A 17,743-nucleotide genomic window follows, 5' to 3' on the forward strand; every position below is an offset into this window, starting at 1 on the left:
GTTCGCCATGATTCGTATGCCTCTGGCTACCGCCAGTTTGCTGGCCATCGCTATTTCCCTCGCCGGTTGCGGCGAAGGCAAAGACAAGGCTGCTGCTCCACAAGCGCCGACTCCGGCCGCCACTACCGCTGCCCCGGCTGCCCCAGCCGCTGCCGGTAAAGTCGACGAAGCCGCTGGCAAAGCCGTTGTCGCGCATTACGCCGACATGGTCTTCGCCGTCTACAGCGATGCCGAATCCACCGCGAAAACCCTGCAAACCGCGATCGACGCCTTCCTCGCCAAGCCGAACGACGAAACCCTGAAAGCCGCCAAGGCCGCCTGGGTTGCCGCACGCGTTCCGTACCTGCAGAGCGAAGTGTTCCGCTTCGGCAACACCATCATCGACGATTGGGAAGGTCAGGTTAACGCCTGGCCGCTGGACGAAGGCCTGATCGACTACGTCGACAAGTCCTACGAGCACGCCCTGGGCAACCCGGGCGCCAGCGCCAACATCATCGCCAACACCGAAGTGCAGGTTGGCGAAGACAAGGTCGACGTCAAGGACATCACCCCGGAAAAACTCGCCAGCCTGAACGAGCTGGGCGGTTCCGAGGCGAACGTTGCCACCGGCTACCACGCCATCGAATTCCTGCTCTGGGGCCAGGACCTGAACGGTACCGGCCCTGGCGCTGGCGCCCGTCCGGCTTCGGACTACCTGGAAGGCGCCGGCGCCACCGGCGGCCACAACGAGCGTCGCCGTGCCTACCTGAAGGCCGTGACCCAACTGCTGGTCAGCGACCTGGAAGAAATGGTCGGCAACTGGAAGCCGAACGTGGCCGACAACTACCGCGCCACCCTCGAAGCCGAGCCAGCCGAAACCGGCCTGCGCAAAATGCTTTTCGGCATGGGCAGCCTGTCGCTGGGCGAACTGGCTGGCGAGCGGATGAAGGTTTCCCTGGAAGCCAACTCGCCTGAAGACGAGCAGGACTGCTTCAGCGACAACACTCACAACTCGCACTTCTACGACGCCAAGGGCGTGCGTAACGTCTACCTGGGCGAATACACCCGCGTCGACGGCACCAAGATGACCGGCGCCAGCCTGTCGTCGCTGGTGGCCAAGGCCGATCCGGCTGCCGATACTGCCTTGAAGGCAGACCTGGCCGCCACCGAAGCCAAGCTGCAGGTCATGGTTGACCATGCCAATAAAGGCGAGCACTACGACCAACTGATCGCCGCGGGCAACACTGCCGGCAACCAGATTGTGCGTGACGCCATCGCCTCCCTGGTCAAGCAGACGGCTTCGATTGAACAGGCTGCCGGCAAACTGGGGATCAGCGACCTGAACCCGGACAACGCTGATCACGAGTTCTGATCACACCGTTAGTCGCCGCTGAATGAAAAATGCCCCGACTGGTTCGGGGCATTTTTTTGCTCAACCGGTGGCGTCAGACCCTGAACACAAAGATCGATGCCCGCCCTCCCGGGCCCGGCAAATGAACACCGCCAATCAATTGCACAAAGCGGTTGGCGGCCTGCGCATTCTGCACCAGGGTTCGGCTCAGGGAGCTCATCTGGTCCAGCCTCGGTGTCACGTTATAAGGCCCCTCGACCACGCCATGGGTGGCTTTGCGCAACGTCAGCCAAAACAACTGATCGCTGCCCGGGCGCCGGAACAACAGCTCACCAGGCTGATCGAAGCTGGCGAACATCTGGTAGTGACTGCCCACCAGGCGCTCGACCATCAGTGACTTCAGCACCCTTTCCGTGGGCAGGGACAAGGCCTCGTGCATCAGCACCGAAATACGCTCGGCGCTGAAATGCAGGCTTTGATACAGATCGGGAAAGTCATCCAGGCGCCAGACGCCGGTGGCATGGGTGCGGGTGATCGGCAGCATCGACAGCGGGTCGCCCAATACCGGCAGCGACGGCGCTGACCGCGCACGCCAGCTCTGCAGCGTGCGCTGCATGGCGGCCATGCCCCAGACCGTTAAACCGGAAGGGTTGCCGAGGTTGAACAGGACATCGGCGATCTGCAGGTTCGAGTGCGGCGCGAAGGTCGGAAAGGCATCCGCGACATAGCCGCCCAGTGTGGTCTCGAACGACAGCTCCAGCGAATTCAACCAGCGCGACAGCGAAGCATCGAATGTGGCCAGCCTTGGCTGACGGTACAGATCCGTCCCCAGCAATTGCTCGAACGCCACAAAGCTGTCGAGGGGCATGGACGGCTCATGCATCAGCACGATGCCGCTCTTGATCTCGGCACCGGCTGGCAGGATCGGGAAGTAGCGCTGGTCGATCTTCACGTAGTCGCGGCCGATCAACTGCGGCTCCCCGGTGGTACGCCGATAAATCGCCTGTTCCGCGTTGTGCACCTGCAGTTGCGCCGGGTCCAGGGTCTGCCCCCAATCGACGAACTGCTCATGGGCCGGCCGAGTCGCCACGGCAACCGTTTGACGGGGGCCGGGCGTCGGTTCGGGGGCACGTGGCCGGTCAGGTCGTACAACGCCTTCGACCCGCGTCGGCTGGGCAGTCTCGCGAACGACCCCACCACCAGTGAAGCCTTGCGCCAGATCCAGCCCCCTGAGGCGCAAAAGCAGGCGCTCGGGACTGACAATCAGGTAGCTGTCGAAAACCGTCAGCGGCCGGCCCGCGCGCAGGTAATGAACCAGGCTCAAGCCGAACTCCATTTCACGCCCCGCTGGAAACACGAACGACTCGAATACCCGAGCGGCCTGAAATTCGTCGAGGAACGGGTAGAGATCCTGCAGTGCGCGCTGCGGAGCGATCCCTCCCAGCGCGGGCGCATCACTGTGGGTGCCGATCTCCCAGTGCCCGGCTGCGTCCCTGCGGATCGGCGCATAGTGATGCTGGACCGGCTTGCGCGCGTCCCTGATACGCCAGGCCTCTTCAAACCCCTCATCGATAATCGAATACCAATGGTCTGCTTCCTTGAGAAAGTAATGCTTGCGCCCGTCGACTTTCGACAGTCGGTAATGGATCCCCTTGTTCTCCCAGCCTGGCAGCACGCTGAGCCCCTGCGGTGCCTTGCCCAGGGCCATTTGCGGGTTCAGCCTGCGCGCGCTCGCGACCGTTTTTGAGGTAGCCCCGGTCAGTCCCTTGCCGACCGCCCCATCGATCAGCGCACCGGTAAATTCACCCAATGCGCGCACCACGTGATGGGCCGTCGCCGAACGGTCGCCGATCTTCGCTGCTTCAATGGCGTTGAACAGGGCAAACAGGCTGCGGGCCAGGCCGATGGGCAGCGTCACGCGAATCGGCAGGACCATGCTCACCACGTCCAGCACCAGCTCGGCGACGCTCAGCCCGGTATCGATATCGGTTTGGCCGGTGGTGGTGCTCTGCGCGGCCGCATCATTGATCGCGAAACTGGCCTCGACTTCGTAGCCTTCCTCGAAGACGTTGCCGGCAATCGGCGCAAGCTCCACCAGCGAGGCATCCCCGCGCCCTTGCACCGAGGCCCGGACATGCGGCTGGAACGCCAGCTCCACCCGCGCAACCAGGTAATCGCGCCAGGCACTGTGGTGGACAAAATCGAGCATCAGCCGCTCCTTGGCATACTCGTGGAACACCCGCCCATCAGGCGCCTGGGGCGTGTACACGACGACACTGCCAGCACCGTTGCTCGCGGTGCCGAACAGCAACACGCCACGCACCCGCTGACCGCGCAGGTGCAGGGATTGCACGATGATCCGGTGGCCTTCGACGTTCACCCGCTGAGCGTTGTCCACCGGTTGTTTCAGCACTGCGCTGACCCAGTGATAACCGCGCGCCAGTGCATCCACGGCAAAGTCACCGGCGATCCGCGCTTCGATGGCATCCAGGCGCAACTGCGCGGCCATGACCCGGGCAAAGGTCTGCTTGCGCCGCTTGGCCGGTTCGGCGGTGACCAGGTGCTCCTGTAAAAAGTCGCGATAGGTTTGCCCGACATTCAGCCGCCGCACCAGGTCCTTGACCTGCTCGATGGACAAACCGTCATAGGCGGGCAGCCCGGCCACCGGATTGATGTTCGGCGACAAGGGGATGCCGGCCGGTCGCAAGCCGCTCGCCGGCCTCAGGTTCAGGGTCGAGAAGTTGCTGAAATTGAAATCCAGGCCACCGACGTTCTCCAGGGCCAGTTCGCTTAAGGTCCGCGAACGGTAGCGGCGTGGCGCGCCCCTCGGTTCGCTGATCGTCGAGCCCTGGGCACCGGGCGCGTAGGTCGGCGGGGCAATATCCGGTTCGCGGGTGGTGACCAGCAGATCGTCCGGGTCCAGCGTCAAGCCGTGTTCAGACTCGAGTACCGCGCGCAGTTGACGGTTGCTGTAGGCCAACAGTGCCCGTCGGTCACTGAACTGACTGAGTGACGGCAGGCCTTCGGGATCAGGCAGGTCGGCCAGGGTTGCGGCGTACTCGGCGAATGCCTGGGCCCAGGCCAATTGGTCGACATCAGAGGCATCGGCGAGAAACGCCTGCAGACGTGCCCGTGCACGCTTCTGGTGCCGGGCCTGCAGGATGGGCGCAAGGCTGAACGCGCGTTGCAGATCGCCCAGTCGATCCAGCGCCCGCGGCAGGTGGGCCATGTCGGCGTGCACGCCCAAGGCTTGATAGCGGGCAAGCGCCGACGCGAAATTGTCACTGATCAGCCGACATTGCGCTTCGATCGCGAACTGAAACGGCGAGTCCAGGTGTTCCAGGTAACGCACCTGATCGCCAGTCGGCGCGCGTCGGTGCAGGGCCAGGGCAGTTTCCTGGTCCTTGTCGGCGACCATTGCCAACAGGCTCGCACACTCCAAGGCGTGTCCAAGGCGTCGATGCAGTTCGCGATCAAGGCTGGCCAGCGAGTCGAACGCTTCCAGGCCTCGGGCTGGGCTGAACAACAGCACCTGCCCGAGGTTCGCAGTGGGTTCGATGGCACGAACCACGGGCGTTGCCGCGTCGCTCGCCCAGCCCACCTGGCCATCCTGCGGATCACGCGCCGTCAGGACAAAAGCGCCGTGCAGCGGGACTGCGCTCGAGTCGTCAGCCCCGAGGGCCAGGGCATAGACACAAGGCCGGTAGCCCTTCAGCGCCTGGCGAGCGAGCGCATCAGGGTATTCCAGCACGGTGTCGAGCAGGGTCTGCGCAGTGCCGCTGAGCAGACCATCGAGTTTGAGCAGCGCAGATTCGCCTTTCAGTTGCTCGCGCCGGATCTGCTCCAGCCATTGCCGGCGGGTTTGCGGGTCGGTCGCGCTGAACGCAGCGCTCCAATAACGCTGCAGGTACAAGGGGTATTGTTCCAACAGCTCATTGGCCAGTCGCTCCAGGAAGCCGTCGAACGCCTGCGCGACAAGGGCGGTACAGGGTTCAAGGGCATCGCCCGCGGTCACGGCCGAGTAAAAAACCGCCGGCTGCTCGGCATGGCCGGCCGGCTCGCCGCTGACCAATCGGCGAATGACTGCATCCATCAGGCTGGGTGGCAGTTCGCGGCTGTTGTCGGCGGATTGGATGAAGCAGTGCAGCAGGTCAATGCGTGGCGTCAGCTCGGCGAATGCTTGATCGAAACGTTGCTGCACGAAGCCGTGGAAGCTCGGCTGCGCCTGAAAACACTCGGTGACCTGGGCGTCCAGTGCGGCGAGCTTGTTGCGCAGACTGGCTTGTGCGGGACTGTCGCGGTCGTCCATTTGCTGGTAGAGAGAGTTGAACATGCTGAGGCTCGATGATGGCGAAATGTGCTTTATCCTCGCGCCACACCAACGGCCGTGTGGGGTAGATATGTAGGGACGGACGCACCATGCTTGTCCCGCCAATCGGTCGCCGATCAAGCAAACGCTAATTCCTCTTATTCAAAGTCCCCTGCCCTGTTAAACTTTGCGCCCTTGTTTTGCTCGTCTCTCAGGATCTCTGATGCCCTCGTTGCTTCTTCGCATGTCCGCATTGCTCCTGGCGCTGGGCCTGAGCGCCTGCGATGACGCCCCGCGCTTTACCCGGGCCGAGCTTGGCGAGGCGCGCTCCGCGGGTGCGGCGACGGTGTACAAGTTCGATCAGAACGCGTTTTCCCAGCCGTCGGCCAACCTGTCGCCAATCCGCCGCCTGGATTTCAGCGTCGGCAACAGTTTTTTCCACAACCCCTGGGTGATCGCCCCGGCGACGACCACTGCACGCGACGGCCTGGGCCCGCTGTTCAATACCAACGCCTGTCAGAACTGCCACATCAGGGACGGCCGCGGTCACCCGCCGGCGCCCGATGCCTATAGTGCCGTGTCGATGCTGGTGCGCCTGTCGATCCCCAATGACCCGGCCTACGCCAAGGTCATCGAGCAGCAGGGTGTGGTCCCGGAACCGGTCTACGGCGGACAGTTGCAGGACATGGCCGTACCCGGCGTCACCCCGGAGGGCAAGGTGCGCGTGGACTACGAGCGGCAGATCGTGCGCTTCAAGGACGGCAGCGAAGTCGAGTTGCGCAAACCCACCCTGGTCTTGACCCAGTTGGGCTACGGCCCGATGCACCCGGACACGCGTTTCTCCGCCCGTATTGCCCCGCCGATGATCGGCCTCGGCCTGCTGGAGTCCATCAGCGAGGCAGACATCCTCGCCAACGCCGACCCGCAGGACAAGGACCGCAATGGCATCAAGGGCCGGCCCAATTGGGTCTGGGATGACGCCCAGCAAAAGACCGTGCTCGGGCGCTTTGGCTGGAAAGCCGGGCAACCGAACCTCAATCAGCAGAACGTCCACGCATTTTCCGGCGACATGGGCCTGACCACCAGCCTGCGGCCCTTCGATGACTGCACCCAGGCCCAGGTCGACTGCCGCCAGGCGCCCAACGGCAACGGCCCGAATGGCGAGCCGGAAGTCAGCGACAACATTCTGCGCCTGATGCTGATCTACGCCCGCAACCTGGGCGTGCCCGCCCGCCGCGATGTCGACGAGCCCCAGGTGCTGGCCGGCAAGACCCTGTTTTTCCAGGCGGGCTGCCAGTCCTGCCACACCCCGAAATTCACCACCTCCGCCGATGCGGTCGAACCTGAACTGGCCGATCAGGAAATTCGCCCTTACAGCGACCTGCTGCTGCACGACATGGGCGAAGGCCTGGCGGACAACCGCAGCGAGTACCTGGCTTCCGGGCGTGACTGGCGCACGCCACCGCTGTGGGGCATTGGCCTGACACAAACCGTCAGTGGCCACACCCAGTTTTTGCATGACGGCCGCGCCCGCAACCTGCTCGAAGCCGTGCTCTGGCATGGCGGTGAAGCCCAGGCGGCGCAGCAACAGGTGCTGGCGTTCAACACCGAACAGCGCGCTGCACTGCTGGCCTTTCTGAATTCGCTCTAGACACCTTTCCCATTCGCTTGACCCCATCTTCATAGGGAGCCCGACATGTTTCGTCCCAAGCTGTTGTTCACCAGCCTCGCCGCCCTCGCCCTCGGCGCCTGCGCACCGCAAGACCCACAAGCCGTGACCTCGGCAGCCATCGCCAAACAAGTGATCCTGCCGACCTACAGCCGCTGGGTCGACGCCGACCGGCAACTGGCCGTCAGTGCCCTGGCCTATTGCGAAGGCAAGTCGGACCTGGCGACCGCCCGCGCCGACTTCCTCCACGCGCAAAAAGCCTGGGCCGAACTGCAACCGCTGCTGGTCGGGCCGCTGGCCGAGGGCAATCGCTCGTGGCAGGTGCAGTTCTGGCCGGACAAGAAAAACCTGGTGGGCCGTCAGGTCGAGCAACTGCTCACCGCACAACCGCAGATCGATGCCGCCGCGCTGGCCAAATCCAGCGTCGTGGTCCAGGGCCTCTCGGCCTACGAATACATTCTGTTCGACGAAAAGAGCAACGTCGCCGACGCCGCGCAGAAAGCCCGTTATTGCCCGCTGCTGACCGCCATTGGCGAGCGTCAGAAGCTGCTGGCCGAGGAAATCCTCGCCAGCTGGAACAGCACCGACGGCATGCTGGCGCAGATGACCAAGTTCCCCAACCAGCGCTACGCCGACTCCCACGAAGCCATCGCCGATCTGCTGCGAGCCCAGGTCACCGCCCTGGACACCCTGAAGAAAAAGCTCGGCACGCCAATGGGTCGCCAGAGCAAGGGCATCCCGCAACCGTTCCAGGCCGATGCATGGCGCAGCCATTCCTCGCTGCAAAGCCTGCAGGCCAGCCTGGCTGCGGCACAAACAGTGTGGGTCGGGGTCGACAACAAGGGCCTGCGTGGCCTGCTGCCGGCTGAGCAGAAGCCCTTGGCGGACAAGATCGACGCAGCCTACGCTGCCTCGCTGAAGCTGTTCGACAGCAGCCAGCGTTCGTTGACCGAAATGCTCAACGACGATGCCGGTCGCCAGCAGCTCAACGATATCTATGACAGCCTCAACGTCGTCCATCGCCTGCACGAAGGCGAACTGGCCAAGGCACTGGGCATCCAACTGGGCTTCAATGCCAACGACGGTGACTGATGAGGGTTAGCGCGATGTTGCGACGCCAGGCTCTGACTTTCGGCAGCGTGTTGCTCGGCGCTGTGACGCTGGGCGGCTGGAAGCTGTTCAAACACAAAGACCAGGGGCCATTGCTGTTGTCGGCGCGGGACGACAGCGACGGCAAGCATTACGCCGTGGGCTACCGCCTGGATGGCAGCCGGGTGTTTGCCACCGAAGTCGGCCAGCGTTGCCACGACATCATCAATCACCCCGAACTGCCGATCGCCCTGTTCGTCGCGCGTCGCCCGGGGACCGAAAGCTATCTGGTCGATCTGCGCGATGGCCGGCTGCTGCAGACCCTGGTCTCGCGCCCCAACCGGCATTTCTACGGCCACGCGGTGATTCACAAGGACGGTGAGTTTCTCTACGCCACGGAAAACGACACCACCGATCCCGGTCGCGGCCTGCTCGGGGTCTACCGCTTCGAAGGTGAACGCCTGGTGCACAGCGGCGAAATTTCCACCCACGGTATTGGCCCGCATCAGGTGTCCTGGATGCCCGACGGCGAAACCCTGGTGGTGGCCAATGGCGGGATTCGTACCGAAGCCGAAAGCCGGGTCGAGATGAACCTCGACGCCATGGAGCCGAGCCTGGTGCTGATGCAACGCGACGGCACCCTGCTGAGCAAGGAAACCCTCGGCCAGCAGATGAACAGCGTGCGGCACATGGGCATCGCCAACGACGGCACCATCGTCACCGGCCAGCAATTCATGGGCCCGTCCCACGAGTCCTCGCAGTTGCTGGCGATCAAGCGGCCGGGGCAGCCTTTCGTGGCGTTCCCGGTGGACCAGCATCAGTTGCAGGCCATGGGGCACTACACCGCCAGCGTCGCGGTCCATAGTGAACTGCGCCTGGTGGCGTTGACGGCGCCCCGGGGCAACCGCTTTTTCATCTGGGACCTGGACAGTGGCGAGGTCAAGCTCGACGCACCGCTGCCTGATTGTGCCGGGGTCGGCGCGGTGGCCGATGGTTTTGTCGTGACCTCGGGTCAAGGCCGCTGCCGTTTCTACGATTGCCGCCAGGCACCGCTGATGGCCAAGCCGCTGGATTTGCCCGCAGGGCTCTGGGACAACCATCTGCATTTGATTTGAAACGCCGCGGCCCGGAAGGCCCGGGCCGCTCACTGGAATCACTGGCGCACAGGGAGTAATGTGCCGCCTGTCTCGCCTGATTTTTTTCCAAGGAAGTGGAATATGCTGCGTCGCCGCATGCTGATCATGTTGGGGGTTGTGCTGCTGATCGTGCTGATACTGGGAGGCTACAAGGCCTTTTCCATCTATCAGATGATCCAGACCTTCTCGGTCCCGAAACCGCCGGAGAGTGTGGCGGTGGTCACGGCCAGCGAACGCCCGTGGCAGGTGCGACTGCCCTCGGTGGGCACCCTCAAGGCGCTGCAAGGGGTCGACCTGAGCCTGGAAGCCACCGGCACCGTGACCGATGTGCAGTTCAAGTCGGGGCAGCAGGTCAAGCAAGGCCAGTCGCTGGTGCAGCTCGACAACGCCGTGGAAAGCGCCCTGTTGGAAACCGCCAAGGCCGACCTCGGCCTGGCGCAGCTGGACTTCGGCCGCGGCAGCCAGTTGGTGGGCAGCAGTGCCATCTCCAAGGGCGAGTACGACCGGCTCAATGCGCAGTTGGCGCGCAACAAGGCCATCGTCAATCAACTGAAGGCTTCGCTGGCGAAAAAACACATCACCGCGCCCTTCAGCGGCACCATCGGCATTCGCCAGGTGGATGTCGGTGACTACCTGGCCAGCGGCACGGTGATCGCCACCCTGCAGGACCTCAGCAGCCTGTACGTCGACTTCTTCATCCCGGAACAGTCGGTGCCGAAGATTGCCCTCGGCCAGCCGGTCAACGTCAGCATTGCCGCCTACCCCGGGCAGAATTTCCCGGGAACCATCAGCGCCATCAACCCGAAAGTCGAGGAAACCACGCGCAACGTGCTGGTGCGCGCGACCCTGAGCAATCCAGACGGCAAGCTGCTGCCCGGCATGTTCGCCAGCCTGCAGGTGCTGTTGCCCGATCCGCAGAACAAGATCGTGATTCCGGAAAGCGCAGTGACCTACACCCTGTACGGCAATTCGCTGTACGTGGTCGCCGAGAAAAAAGATGCCGAAGGCAAGCCCGAGAAAGACGACAAGGGTCAGCCGATCCTGATCGCCGAGCGCCGCTTCATCGAGACCGGCGAACGTCGCGAGGGCCTGGTGCTGATCAACAAGGGCGTGCAGAGCGGCGAACAGGTCATCAGCGCCGGCCAGATCAAAATCGACAACGGCATGCACATCGTCGTCAGCCCGGACAAAAACCTGCCGGCCGATCAGAACAGTCCGCCAGGCGCGGACTGATCAAGGAATTTCCATGGCATTTACCGACCCGTTCATTCGTCGCCCGGTGCTCGCCACCGTGGTCAGCCTGTTGATTGTGCTGCTGGGCTTCCAGGCCTGGAGCAAGCTGCCGCTGCGCCAGTACCCGCAGATGGAAAACGCCCTGATCACTGTGACCACGGCCTACCCCGGGGCCAACGCCGAAACCATTCAGGGCTACATCACCCAACCGCTGCAACAAAGCCTGGCCAGTGCCGAAGGCATCGACTACATGACCTCGGTCAGTCGCCAGAACTTCTCGGTGATTTCGATTTACGCGCGAATCGGCGCCAACAGCGACCGGCTGTTCACCGAATTGCTGGCCAAGGCCAACGAGGTCAAGAACAAGCTGCCGCAGGACGCCGAAGACCCGGTACTGAGCAAGGAAGCGGCTGATGCCTCGGCGCTGATGTACATCAGCTTTTTCAGCAAGGACTTGAGCAACCCGCAGATCACCGACTATCTGTCGCGGGTCATCCAGCCCAAGCTGGCAACCTTGCCGGGCATGGCCGAAGCCGAGATCCTCGGCAACCAGGTGTTTGCCATGCGCCTGTGGCTCGACCCGGTCAAGCTGGCGGGCTTCGGCCTGAGCGCCAGCGACGTGAGCAACGCGGTGCGCCGCTACAACTTTCTCTCGGCCGCCGGTGAGGTCAAGGGCGAGTACGTGGTCACCAGCGTCAACGCCAACACCGAGTTGAAGACCGCCGAAGCCTTCGCCGCCATTCCGCTGAAAGTCGACGGCGACAGCCGGGTGCTGCTCAGCGACGTGGCACGGGTGGAAATGGGCGCGGAGAACTACGACACCATCAGTTCGTTCGGCGGCACGCCGTCGGTGTACATCGGGATCAAGGCCACGCCCGCCGCCAACCCGCTGGACGTGATCAAGGAAGTGCGCAAACTGATGCCGGAGCTGGAGTCCCAGTTGCCGCCCAATCTCAAGGCGGAGATCGCCTATGACGCCACCCTGTTCATCCAGGCCTCGATCAACGAAGTCGTGAAGACCCTGTTCGAAGCCGTGCTGATCGTGATTGTCGTGGTGTTCCTGTTTCTCGGCGCACTGCGTTCGGTGGTGATCCCGGTGGTGACCATTCCACTGTCGATGATCGGCGTGATGTTCTTCATGCAGCTGATGGGTTACTCGATCAACCTGCTGACCCTGCTGGCCATGGTGTTGGCCATCGGCCTGGTGGTGGACGACGCCATCGTGGTGGTGGAGAACATCCACCGGCATATCGAGGAAGGCAAGACGCCGTTCGACGCGGCGCTGGAGGGGGCGCGGGAAATCGCCTTGCCAGTGGTCTCGATGACCATCACCCTGGCGGCGGTGTACGCCCCTATCGGTTTCCTCACCGGCCTGACCGGGGCCTTGTTCAAGGAGTTCGCCCTGACCCTGGCCGGCGCCGTGGTGATCTCCGGGATCGTCGCCCTGACCCTGTCGCCGATGATGTGCGCCTACCTGCTGCGCCACGAGCAGAACCCGACGGGCCTGGCCCATCGTCTGGACCTGATCTTCGAAGGACTCAAGCAGCGCTATCAACGCATGCTCCACGGCACGCTCAACACCCGGCCGGTGGTGCTGGTGTTTGCGGTGATCGTGCTGTGCCTGATTCCGGTGCTGCTCAAGTTCACCAAGTCGGAGCTGGCGCCGGATGAAGACCAGGGCATCATCTTCATGATCGCCAACGCCCCGCAGCCGACCAACCTCGACTACCTGAACACCTACACCGACGAGTTCATCACGATCTTCAAGGAATTCCCCGAGTACTACTCCTCGTTCCAGATCAACGGTTTCAACGGCGTGCAATCGGGTATCGGCGGCTTCCTGCTCAAGCCCTGGAACGAGCGCAGCCGGACCCAGATGGCGATCCTCCCGGAAGTCCAGAGCAGGCTCTCGCAGATCCCTGGCCTGCAGATCTTCGGCTTCAACCTGCCCTCGCTGCCAGGTACGGGCGAAGGTCTGCCGTTTCAGTTCGTGGTCAATACCGCCAACGACTATGAAGCGCTGCTGGCAGTGGTTGACCGGATCAAGAAGCGGGCAATGGAATCGGGAAAATTCGCCTTTGTCGACATTGACCTGGCCTTCGACAAGCCGGAAGTGGTGGTCGATATCGACCGCGCCAAGGCGGCGCAGATGGGCGTCTCGATGCTTGATCTCGGCACCACCCTGGCCACCCTGCTGGCCGAAGCCGAGATCAATCGGTTCACCATCGAGGGCCGCAGCTACAAGGTCATCGCCCAGGTTGAGCGAAGCTACCGGGACAACCCAGACTGGCTGAACAACTACTACGTGAAAAACGCCAAGGAGGAATTGCTGCCGCTGTCGACCCTGATCACCGTCACCGACCGCGCACGACCGCGCCAACTCAACCAGTTCCAGCAGCTGAACTCGGCGATCCTCTCGGGTTTCCCGGTGGTGAGCATGGGCGAGGCGATTGAAACGGTGCGCCAGATTGCCCAGGAAGAGGCCCCGCCCGGCTTCGCCTTCGACTACGCCGGCGCCTCGCGCCAGTACGTCCAGGAAGGCGCCGCGCTGTGGGTGACCTTCGCCCTGGCGTTGGCGATCATTTTCCTGGTGCTGGCGGCGCAATTCGAGAGCTTCCGCGATCCGCTGGTGATCCTGGTAACGGTCCCGCTGTCGATTTGCGGCGCCTTGATCCCGCTGTTCCTCGGCTGGTCGAGCATGAACATCTACACCCAGGTGGGCCTGGTGACGCTGATCGGGCTGATCAGCAAACACGGGATCCTGATCGTCGAGTTTGCCAACCAATTGCGCAAGGACCAGGGCCTGACGCCCCGTGAAGCGGTAGAGCAAGCTGCGGCGATTCGCCTGCGACCGGTCTTGATGACCACCGCGGCGATGGTGTTCGGCATGGTGCCGCTGATCCTCGCCACGGGCGCTGGCGCGGTCAGCCGCTTCGACATCGGCATGGTGATTGCCACCGGGATGTCCATCGGCACCCTGTTCACGCTGTTCGTGCTGCCCTGCGTCTACACCTTCCTGGCCAAACCCGACAAAGCCTGAAGGCGCTACCTGGAAAAGCTGCACCAACGAAAAGGCCTCGCAACTGCGAGGCCTTTTCAGGTGGGCTTCATTGCTTTCAACTTTGCGGCCTCATTCCCTGGGCCATGCCAAAAATGAACAACAGCAAGTCATTGTCAGGTTGAACATTCCCCGCGGTCTTCACCACCCGGGGTAAAGGACAATGCGCCGCGCCGTGCTCGGCGCTGAGGACTTGCGTGCGGGGCTCCTCCCAGGCCGCCACCGCCAATGAAGCAACTGCCAAGGCTCCCACTAAAAACAAACCTCGAGCAATTTCTAGTTTCATCGCTATAAACCTTTGATAGCGCTGCCAAACGCCGTCTTATAAAAATAGACGAGTCTGTCCCAATCCGCAGGCTTGAACGACGAGTGGCGGCGCAGTTGCTTCATGTCGTGAGCCGCTGCCTGGGTCGGCAACAGGCGTTGACGGCACTTCTCCAGGTCAAGCAATGCCACCTCGGCCTTGGCATTTTCGCCTTCGCCGGTGACCCGGACAAAAATGTGCTTGATATACAGGCAGCTATGCTGCCAACGGCCCTTGTGCATCCGCGCGAGATTGTCCGCCAGGTCCTTGAGAATGCGGTCATGCAGGGCCTCACCGTGACGCTCGCGACCACCGCTGGCGTACCAGTCTTCGATCTCGATAAAGCCATCCAGGGATTTGGTGACCAACAATGCCCGCCATTGGTGAACGGGGTCGCGTTGGGCGCCACAGAACACAATCTCCGGTACCCGCACCTTGAGCTTGTGCAGGCCGGTCAATGCGTCGAGTTCACGCAGCACCGTTGGCCGGCCGAACGGATGCAGCCAGCTGCGGTAGATATGTCCGGTCTGACGCTTGGCATACAGCAGTTGGCCACCAGGTGCGTGTATGCGCTGTACGCCACTTTCTCCACCGCGACGGACGTTGGGTTCTTCAACCCATTCGCCGCGCTGACTCCAGAAGTAATCAAAGCGATCTTCAGGCGCAACCTGCGCATCCGATACCTGTTCAACTGCCATGCCCTTACCTCTTTCGCAAAATATAGACGCGCCACATGGCGTAGAGCGGAATAAAGTCCAAATGTTCCTGAACGCGGAACCCTGCCTGTTCAAACTCGGCTTCGACCGTAGCAGCCGGTAACACAAAACGGTTCTGGTAACCTTCCTGCGCACGGGATTTCTCGGCGCGCTTGCGTTTCCAGGCCTTGAAATTGCCATCGACCCACAACGAAAGAATCACACTGTCACGGGTTACGCGCTGGAATTCCCGGAGGATGGCCAGCCGATGCTCGGCCTCGCCGATGTGGTGAAGCAGTCGCATGCAGAAAATGCTGTCCACGGAGTTGTCGGGCAGCGCGATGTCGAATGCAGATGTCTGCAAAGGTCGTACCCGTTCTACCACATGAGCGGGTTGCGATTGAGTGGCGATCTTGACCATCGAGGCCGAGTTGTCTGCACCGATGATCACGCGGTTGGATTTTTCCGCCAGCATCGGCCAGAAACGTCCCGCGCCACAGGGTAAATCCAGTACCAGGCCTGGTTCTCCCACCCGCTTGAGCGCGGTCCGGCCCAGTTGCAAATCACGCTTGTGCGACAACTGGCGGCCCAGGCCGTCCTTGTGCTTGCGCAGGTAGCGCTGGGCGTGCGCATCGTCGTACTTCTCGGAAAATTCGAGTTTGATTGGGTCATCCATCATCAATGTCTCCTCAACTGATGACGGTAACCTTAGGCAGCGCGGCGTGAGTTTCAGGTGAGTCAAATGTGAAAATTTCGTTGGAAAAAGCCCTGAAGTATTACAGAGTTTTACACCTTAACGGCAGGGTTACTTACCCTGCGTCGTAGGAAATAACCTACAAGTTTCATCAAAACAAGGCGTTAGGGATGGGGCTGGGTCAATTCAACATGAAATCTGCAGCCATTCGGCTCCATGTGACTGAGACTGACCGTCCAGCCCTGGTTTTCACAAATCCGCTGCACCAACGACAGGCCAAGCCCCAGGCCTTCACCCCGTTGTTCGTTGCCCCGTACAAAGGGTTCGAACATGGCCTCGCGTTTCTCTTCGGGAATGCCCACGCCGCTGTCTTCCACCAGGAAGCCGGTCGGCAACAGGGTCAGGCGGATAAAGCCGCGATCGGTATAGTGCAAGGCATTGCGCAACAGATTGCCCATGACCGCATGCAGCAAGGTGGCGTTATAGGGGGTATCGAGGGGGTTGCCAGGTTCATGGATCAACTCCAGTCCCTTCGACTCGATGGGCTCGCGCCATAACCCAAGCAGATCCTCCGCCACCTGGCGCAGGGTCACTTGCGGCGCCATCCCTGCCGCTTCGCGCTGGGCCCGCGCCAACATCAGGAATGTCTGCACCAGCTCGCGCATTTCTTCGCACGCCCGGGCAATACGCTCAACCTGAGCGCGGCCACGGTGGTCGAGCGCCGGATTTTCCAACAACAACTCACAGGACGTCGCAAGCACCATCAAGGGCGTGCGCAACTCGTGACTGACATCACTGGTAAACAGCCGCTCGCGGTTCAACGCCTGACGCAAGCGCCCCAGGGTGGCATCGAAGGCCACCGCCAATTCTCCGACTTCATCGGCGGCATAGTCCGGCGCCAAAGGCGGGGCCAGCCCCAGCAATTGGTCGCGATGACGGACCTGGCGGGCCAGGCGCACCACCGGCGCCATCACCTTGCGTGCCAGCACCCAACCGAGGAATACCGCCAACGCCAGGCTCAGGACAAAGCCCACCAGGACCACGGCAAACAGCACTCGCTCGCGTTCCTCGAAATCGCTCTGGTCCTGCAGTAGCACGTAATGCCGGCCGTCGACGATCTCGACCATGGCGTGGTACGACAGCTGTTCGCGGAACACTTCATGAAAACCCGCATCCAGGTGGCGCAAATCCTTGGGCAGGTCAAAGTCGCCAGGGCCGCCGGTGAAGTAGAACAACTGGTCGGGTTCCGGCCGATGGCTCCAGTCGGACATGTTGTCCATCAGCAGCAAGCGTTGCAGGTCACCACCAAGGCCCGCAGATATCAGCTTTTCTTCCACCAGATGGACGGTCGCCACGATCCCCATGGCGAATGCCCCTGCGACCAACGCACTCATCAGCGCAAAGGCGATGATGATCCGCTGGGCAAGGCTCTGCTTAAACTCCATCACGACCCTCGGCCAAGCGATAACCGACGCCGTGCACGGTTTGCAGCAAGGGCTTGGCGAACGGCTTGTCGATCACCTGGCGCAGTTGGTGGACATGGCTGCGCAGGCTGTCGCTGTCCGGGCAATCATCGCCCCACAAGGCTTCCTCGAGAATCTCGCGACGCAGCACGTGGGGACTTTTCTGCATCAATACCGCCAGCAGTTTCAGGCCGACCGGGTTGAGTTTCAGCAGGCGCCCTTCGCGGGTCACTTCCAGGGTATCGAGGTCGTAGCTCAGGTCGCCGACCTGCAGCGCTCGTCGGCCACCGCCCTGGGTCCGGCGCATCACCGCTTCGATACGCGCCGCCAGTTCGGAGAGGGCGAAGGGTTTGATCAGGTAGTCATCGGCGCCGGACTTGAAGCCCTGCAGGCGGTCATCCAGTTGGTCACGGGCGGTGAGCATGATCACCGGAGTGTCGCGCCGAGCGTCTTCGCGCAGGCGTTTGCACAGGGTGTAGCCGTCGATGCCGGGCAGCATGATGTCGAGCACGATCAAGTCGTAATGCTCGGTGGCCGCCAGGTGCAGCCCCGACAAACCGTCCTGCGCGCAATCCACGGTATAGCCTTTGAGCCCCAGGTAATCCGCCAGATTGGCGAGGATATCGCGGTTGTCTTCAACCAATAGAATTCGCATGGGTTATTGCTCCGTACACAGAAACGGCCGTCTTGGCTCGCGCAGCTTAAGGCCAAGTGCCGCTCAGGGCCAGCAGCAAAGCCTGTGACGCCCGCGATACGCGACCTA

General features: G+C 62.4%; 12 protein-coding genes. 6 read left to right on the forward strand and 6 right to left on the reverse strand.

Features of this window, described 5'->3' with window-relative positions:
• Window positions 1-7 precede the first annotated feature (7 nt).
• The gene (locus ACZYR5_RS02520) at window positions 8-1,351 is read left to right on the forward strand and encodes an imelysin family protein (RefSeq protein ID WP_489088053.1); all 1,344 of its coding nucleotides are present in this window, start codon (window positions 8-10) and stop codon (window positions 1,349-1,351) included.
• Between the two features lie 73 nt (window positions 1,352-1,424).
• On the opposite strand, the gene ACZYR5_RS02525 is transcribed toward ACZYR5_RS02520, so the two are convergent.
• On the reverse strand, window positions 1,425-5,663 hold the full coding sequence (locus ACZYR5_RS02525) for a dermonecrotic toxin domain-containing protein (RefSeq protein WP_489088052.1): 4,239 nt from the start codon (window positions 5,661-5,663) through the stop codon (window positions 1,425-1,427).
• 199 nt (window positions 5,664-5,862) lie between these two features.
• Here ACZYR5_RS02525 and ACZYR5_RS02530 point away from each other — a divergent pair, with 199 nt between their 5' ends.
• The 5 genes from ACZYR5_RS02530 to ACZYR5_RS02550 all read left to right on the forward strand — a co-directional run bounded on the left by ACZYR5_RS02530 (window position 5,863) and on the right by ACZYR5_RS02550 (window position 13,806).
• Window positions 5,863-7,290 (forward strand): di-heme oxidoreductase family protein, encoded by a 1,428-nt coding sequence (locus tag ACZYR5_RS02530; protein WP_489088051.1) that lies wholly within the window; start codon window positions 5,863-5,865, stop codon window positions 7,288-7,290.
• Between the two features lie 45 nt (window positions 7,291-7,335).
• Window positions 7,336-8,400: an imelysin family protein gene (locus ACZYR5_RS02535; RefSeq protein WP_489088050.1), complete on the forward strand. Its 1,065-nt coding sequence runs from the start codon at window positions 7,336-7,338 to the stop codon at window positions 8,398-8,400.
• A 14-nt stretch (window positions 8,401-8,414) separates the two neighbouring features.
• A complete protein-coding gene (locus ACZYR5_RS02540; RefSeq protein ID WP_489088049.1) occupies window positions 8,415-9,512 on the forward strand; it encodes a DUF1513 domain-containing protein in 1,098 nt (365 codons plus the stop codon).
• A gap of 102 nt (window positions 9,513-9,614) precedes the next feature.
• Entirely contained in the window at window positions 9,615-10,766 is a 1,152-nt protein-coding gene (locus ACZYR5_RS02545) for an efflux RND transporter periplasmic adaptor subunit (RefSeq protein ID WP_489088048.1), read from the forward strand.
• Between the two features lie 13 nt (window positions 10,767-10,779).
• Entirely contained in the window at window positions 10,780-13,806 is a 3,027-nt protein-coding gene (locus ACZYR5_RS02550) for a multidrug efflux RND transporter permease subunit (protein ID WP_489088047.1), read from the forward strand.
• 76 nt (window positions 13,807-13,882) lie between these two features.
• Here ACZYR5_RS02550 and ACZYR5_RS02555 read toward each other — a convergent pair whose 3' ends face one another.
• The 5 genes from ACZYR5_RS02555 to colR form a co-directional block, all read right to left on the reverse strand.
• Window positions 13,883-14,110 carry a hypothetical protein gene (locus ACZYR5_RS02555; RefSeq protein ID WP_489088046.1) on the reverse strand — a complete coding sequence of 76 codons (228 nt, stop codon included), beginning with the start codon at window positions 14,108-14,110 and terminating at the stop codon, window positions 13,883-13,885.
• Between the two features lie 2 nt (window positions 14,111-14,112).
• Window positions 14,113-14,826, reverse strand: coding sequence for a lipopolysaccharide kinase InaA family protein (locus tag ACZYR5_RS02560; RefSeq protein WP_489088045.1), 714 nt, complete (start codon window positions 14,824-14,826; stop codon window positions 14,113-14,115).
• Between the two features lie 4 nt (window positions 14,827-14,830).
• On the reverse strand, window positions 14,831-15,499 hold the full coding sequence (locus tag ACZYR5_RS02565; RefSeq protein ID WP_027619750.1) for a class I SAM-dependent methyltransferase: 669 nt from the start codon (window positions 15,497-15,499) through the stop codon (window positions 14,831-14,833).
• 182 nt (window positions 15,500-15,681) lie between these two features.
• Window positions 15,682-16,962, reverse strand: coding sequence for a sensor histidine kinase (locus ACZYR5_RS02570; RefSeq protein ID WP_489088044.1), 1,281 nt, complete (start codon window positions 16,960-16,962; stop codon window positions 15,682-15,684).
• A complete protein-coding gene (gene colR / locus ACZYR5_RS02575; protein WP_027619748.1) occupies window positions 16,952-17,635 on the reverse strand; it encodes a two-component system response regulator ColR in 684 nt (227 codons plus the stop codon). The genes ACZYR5_RS02570 and colR overlap by 11 nt, the downstream gene beginning before the upstream one ends.
• Window positions 17,636-17,743: the final 108 nt, after the last annotated feature.

The organism is Pseudomonas sp. F007 (genome assembly GCF_057814275.1).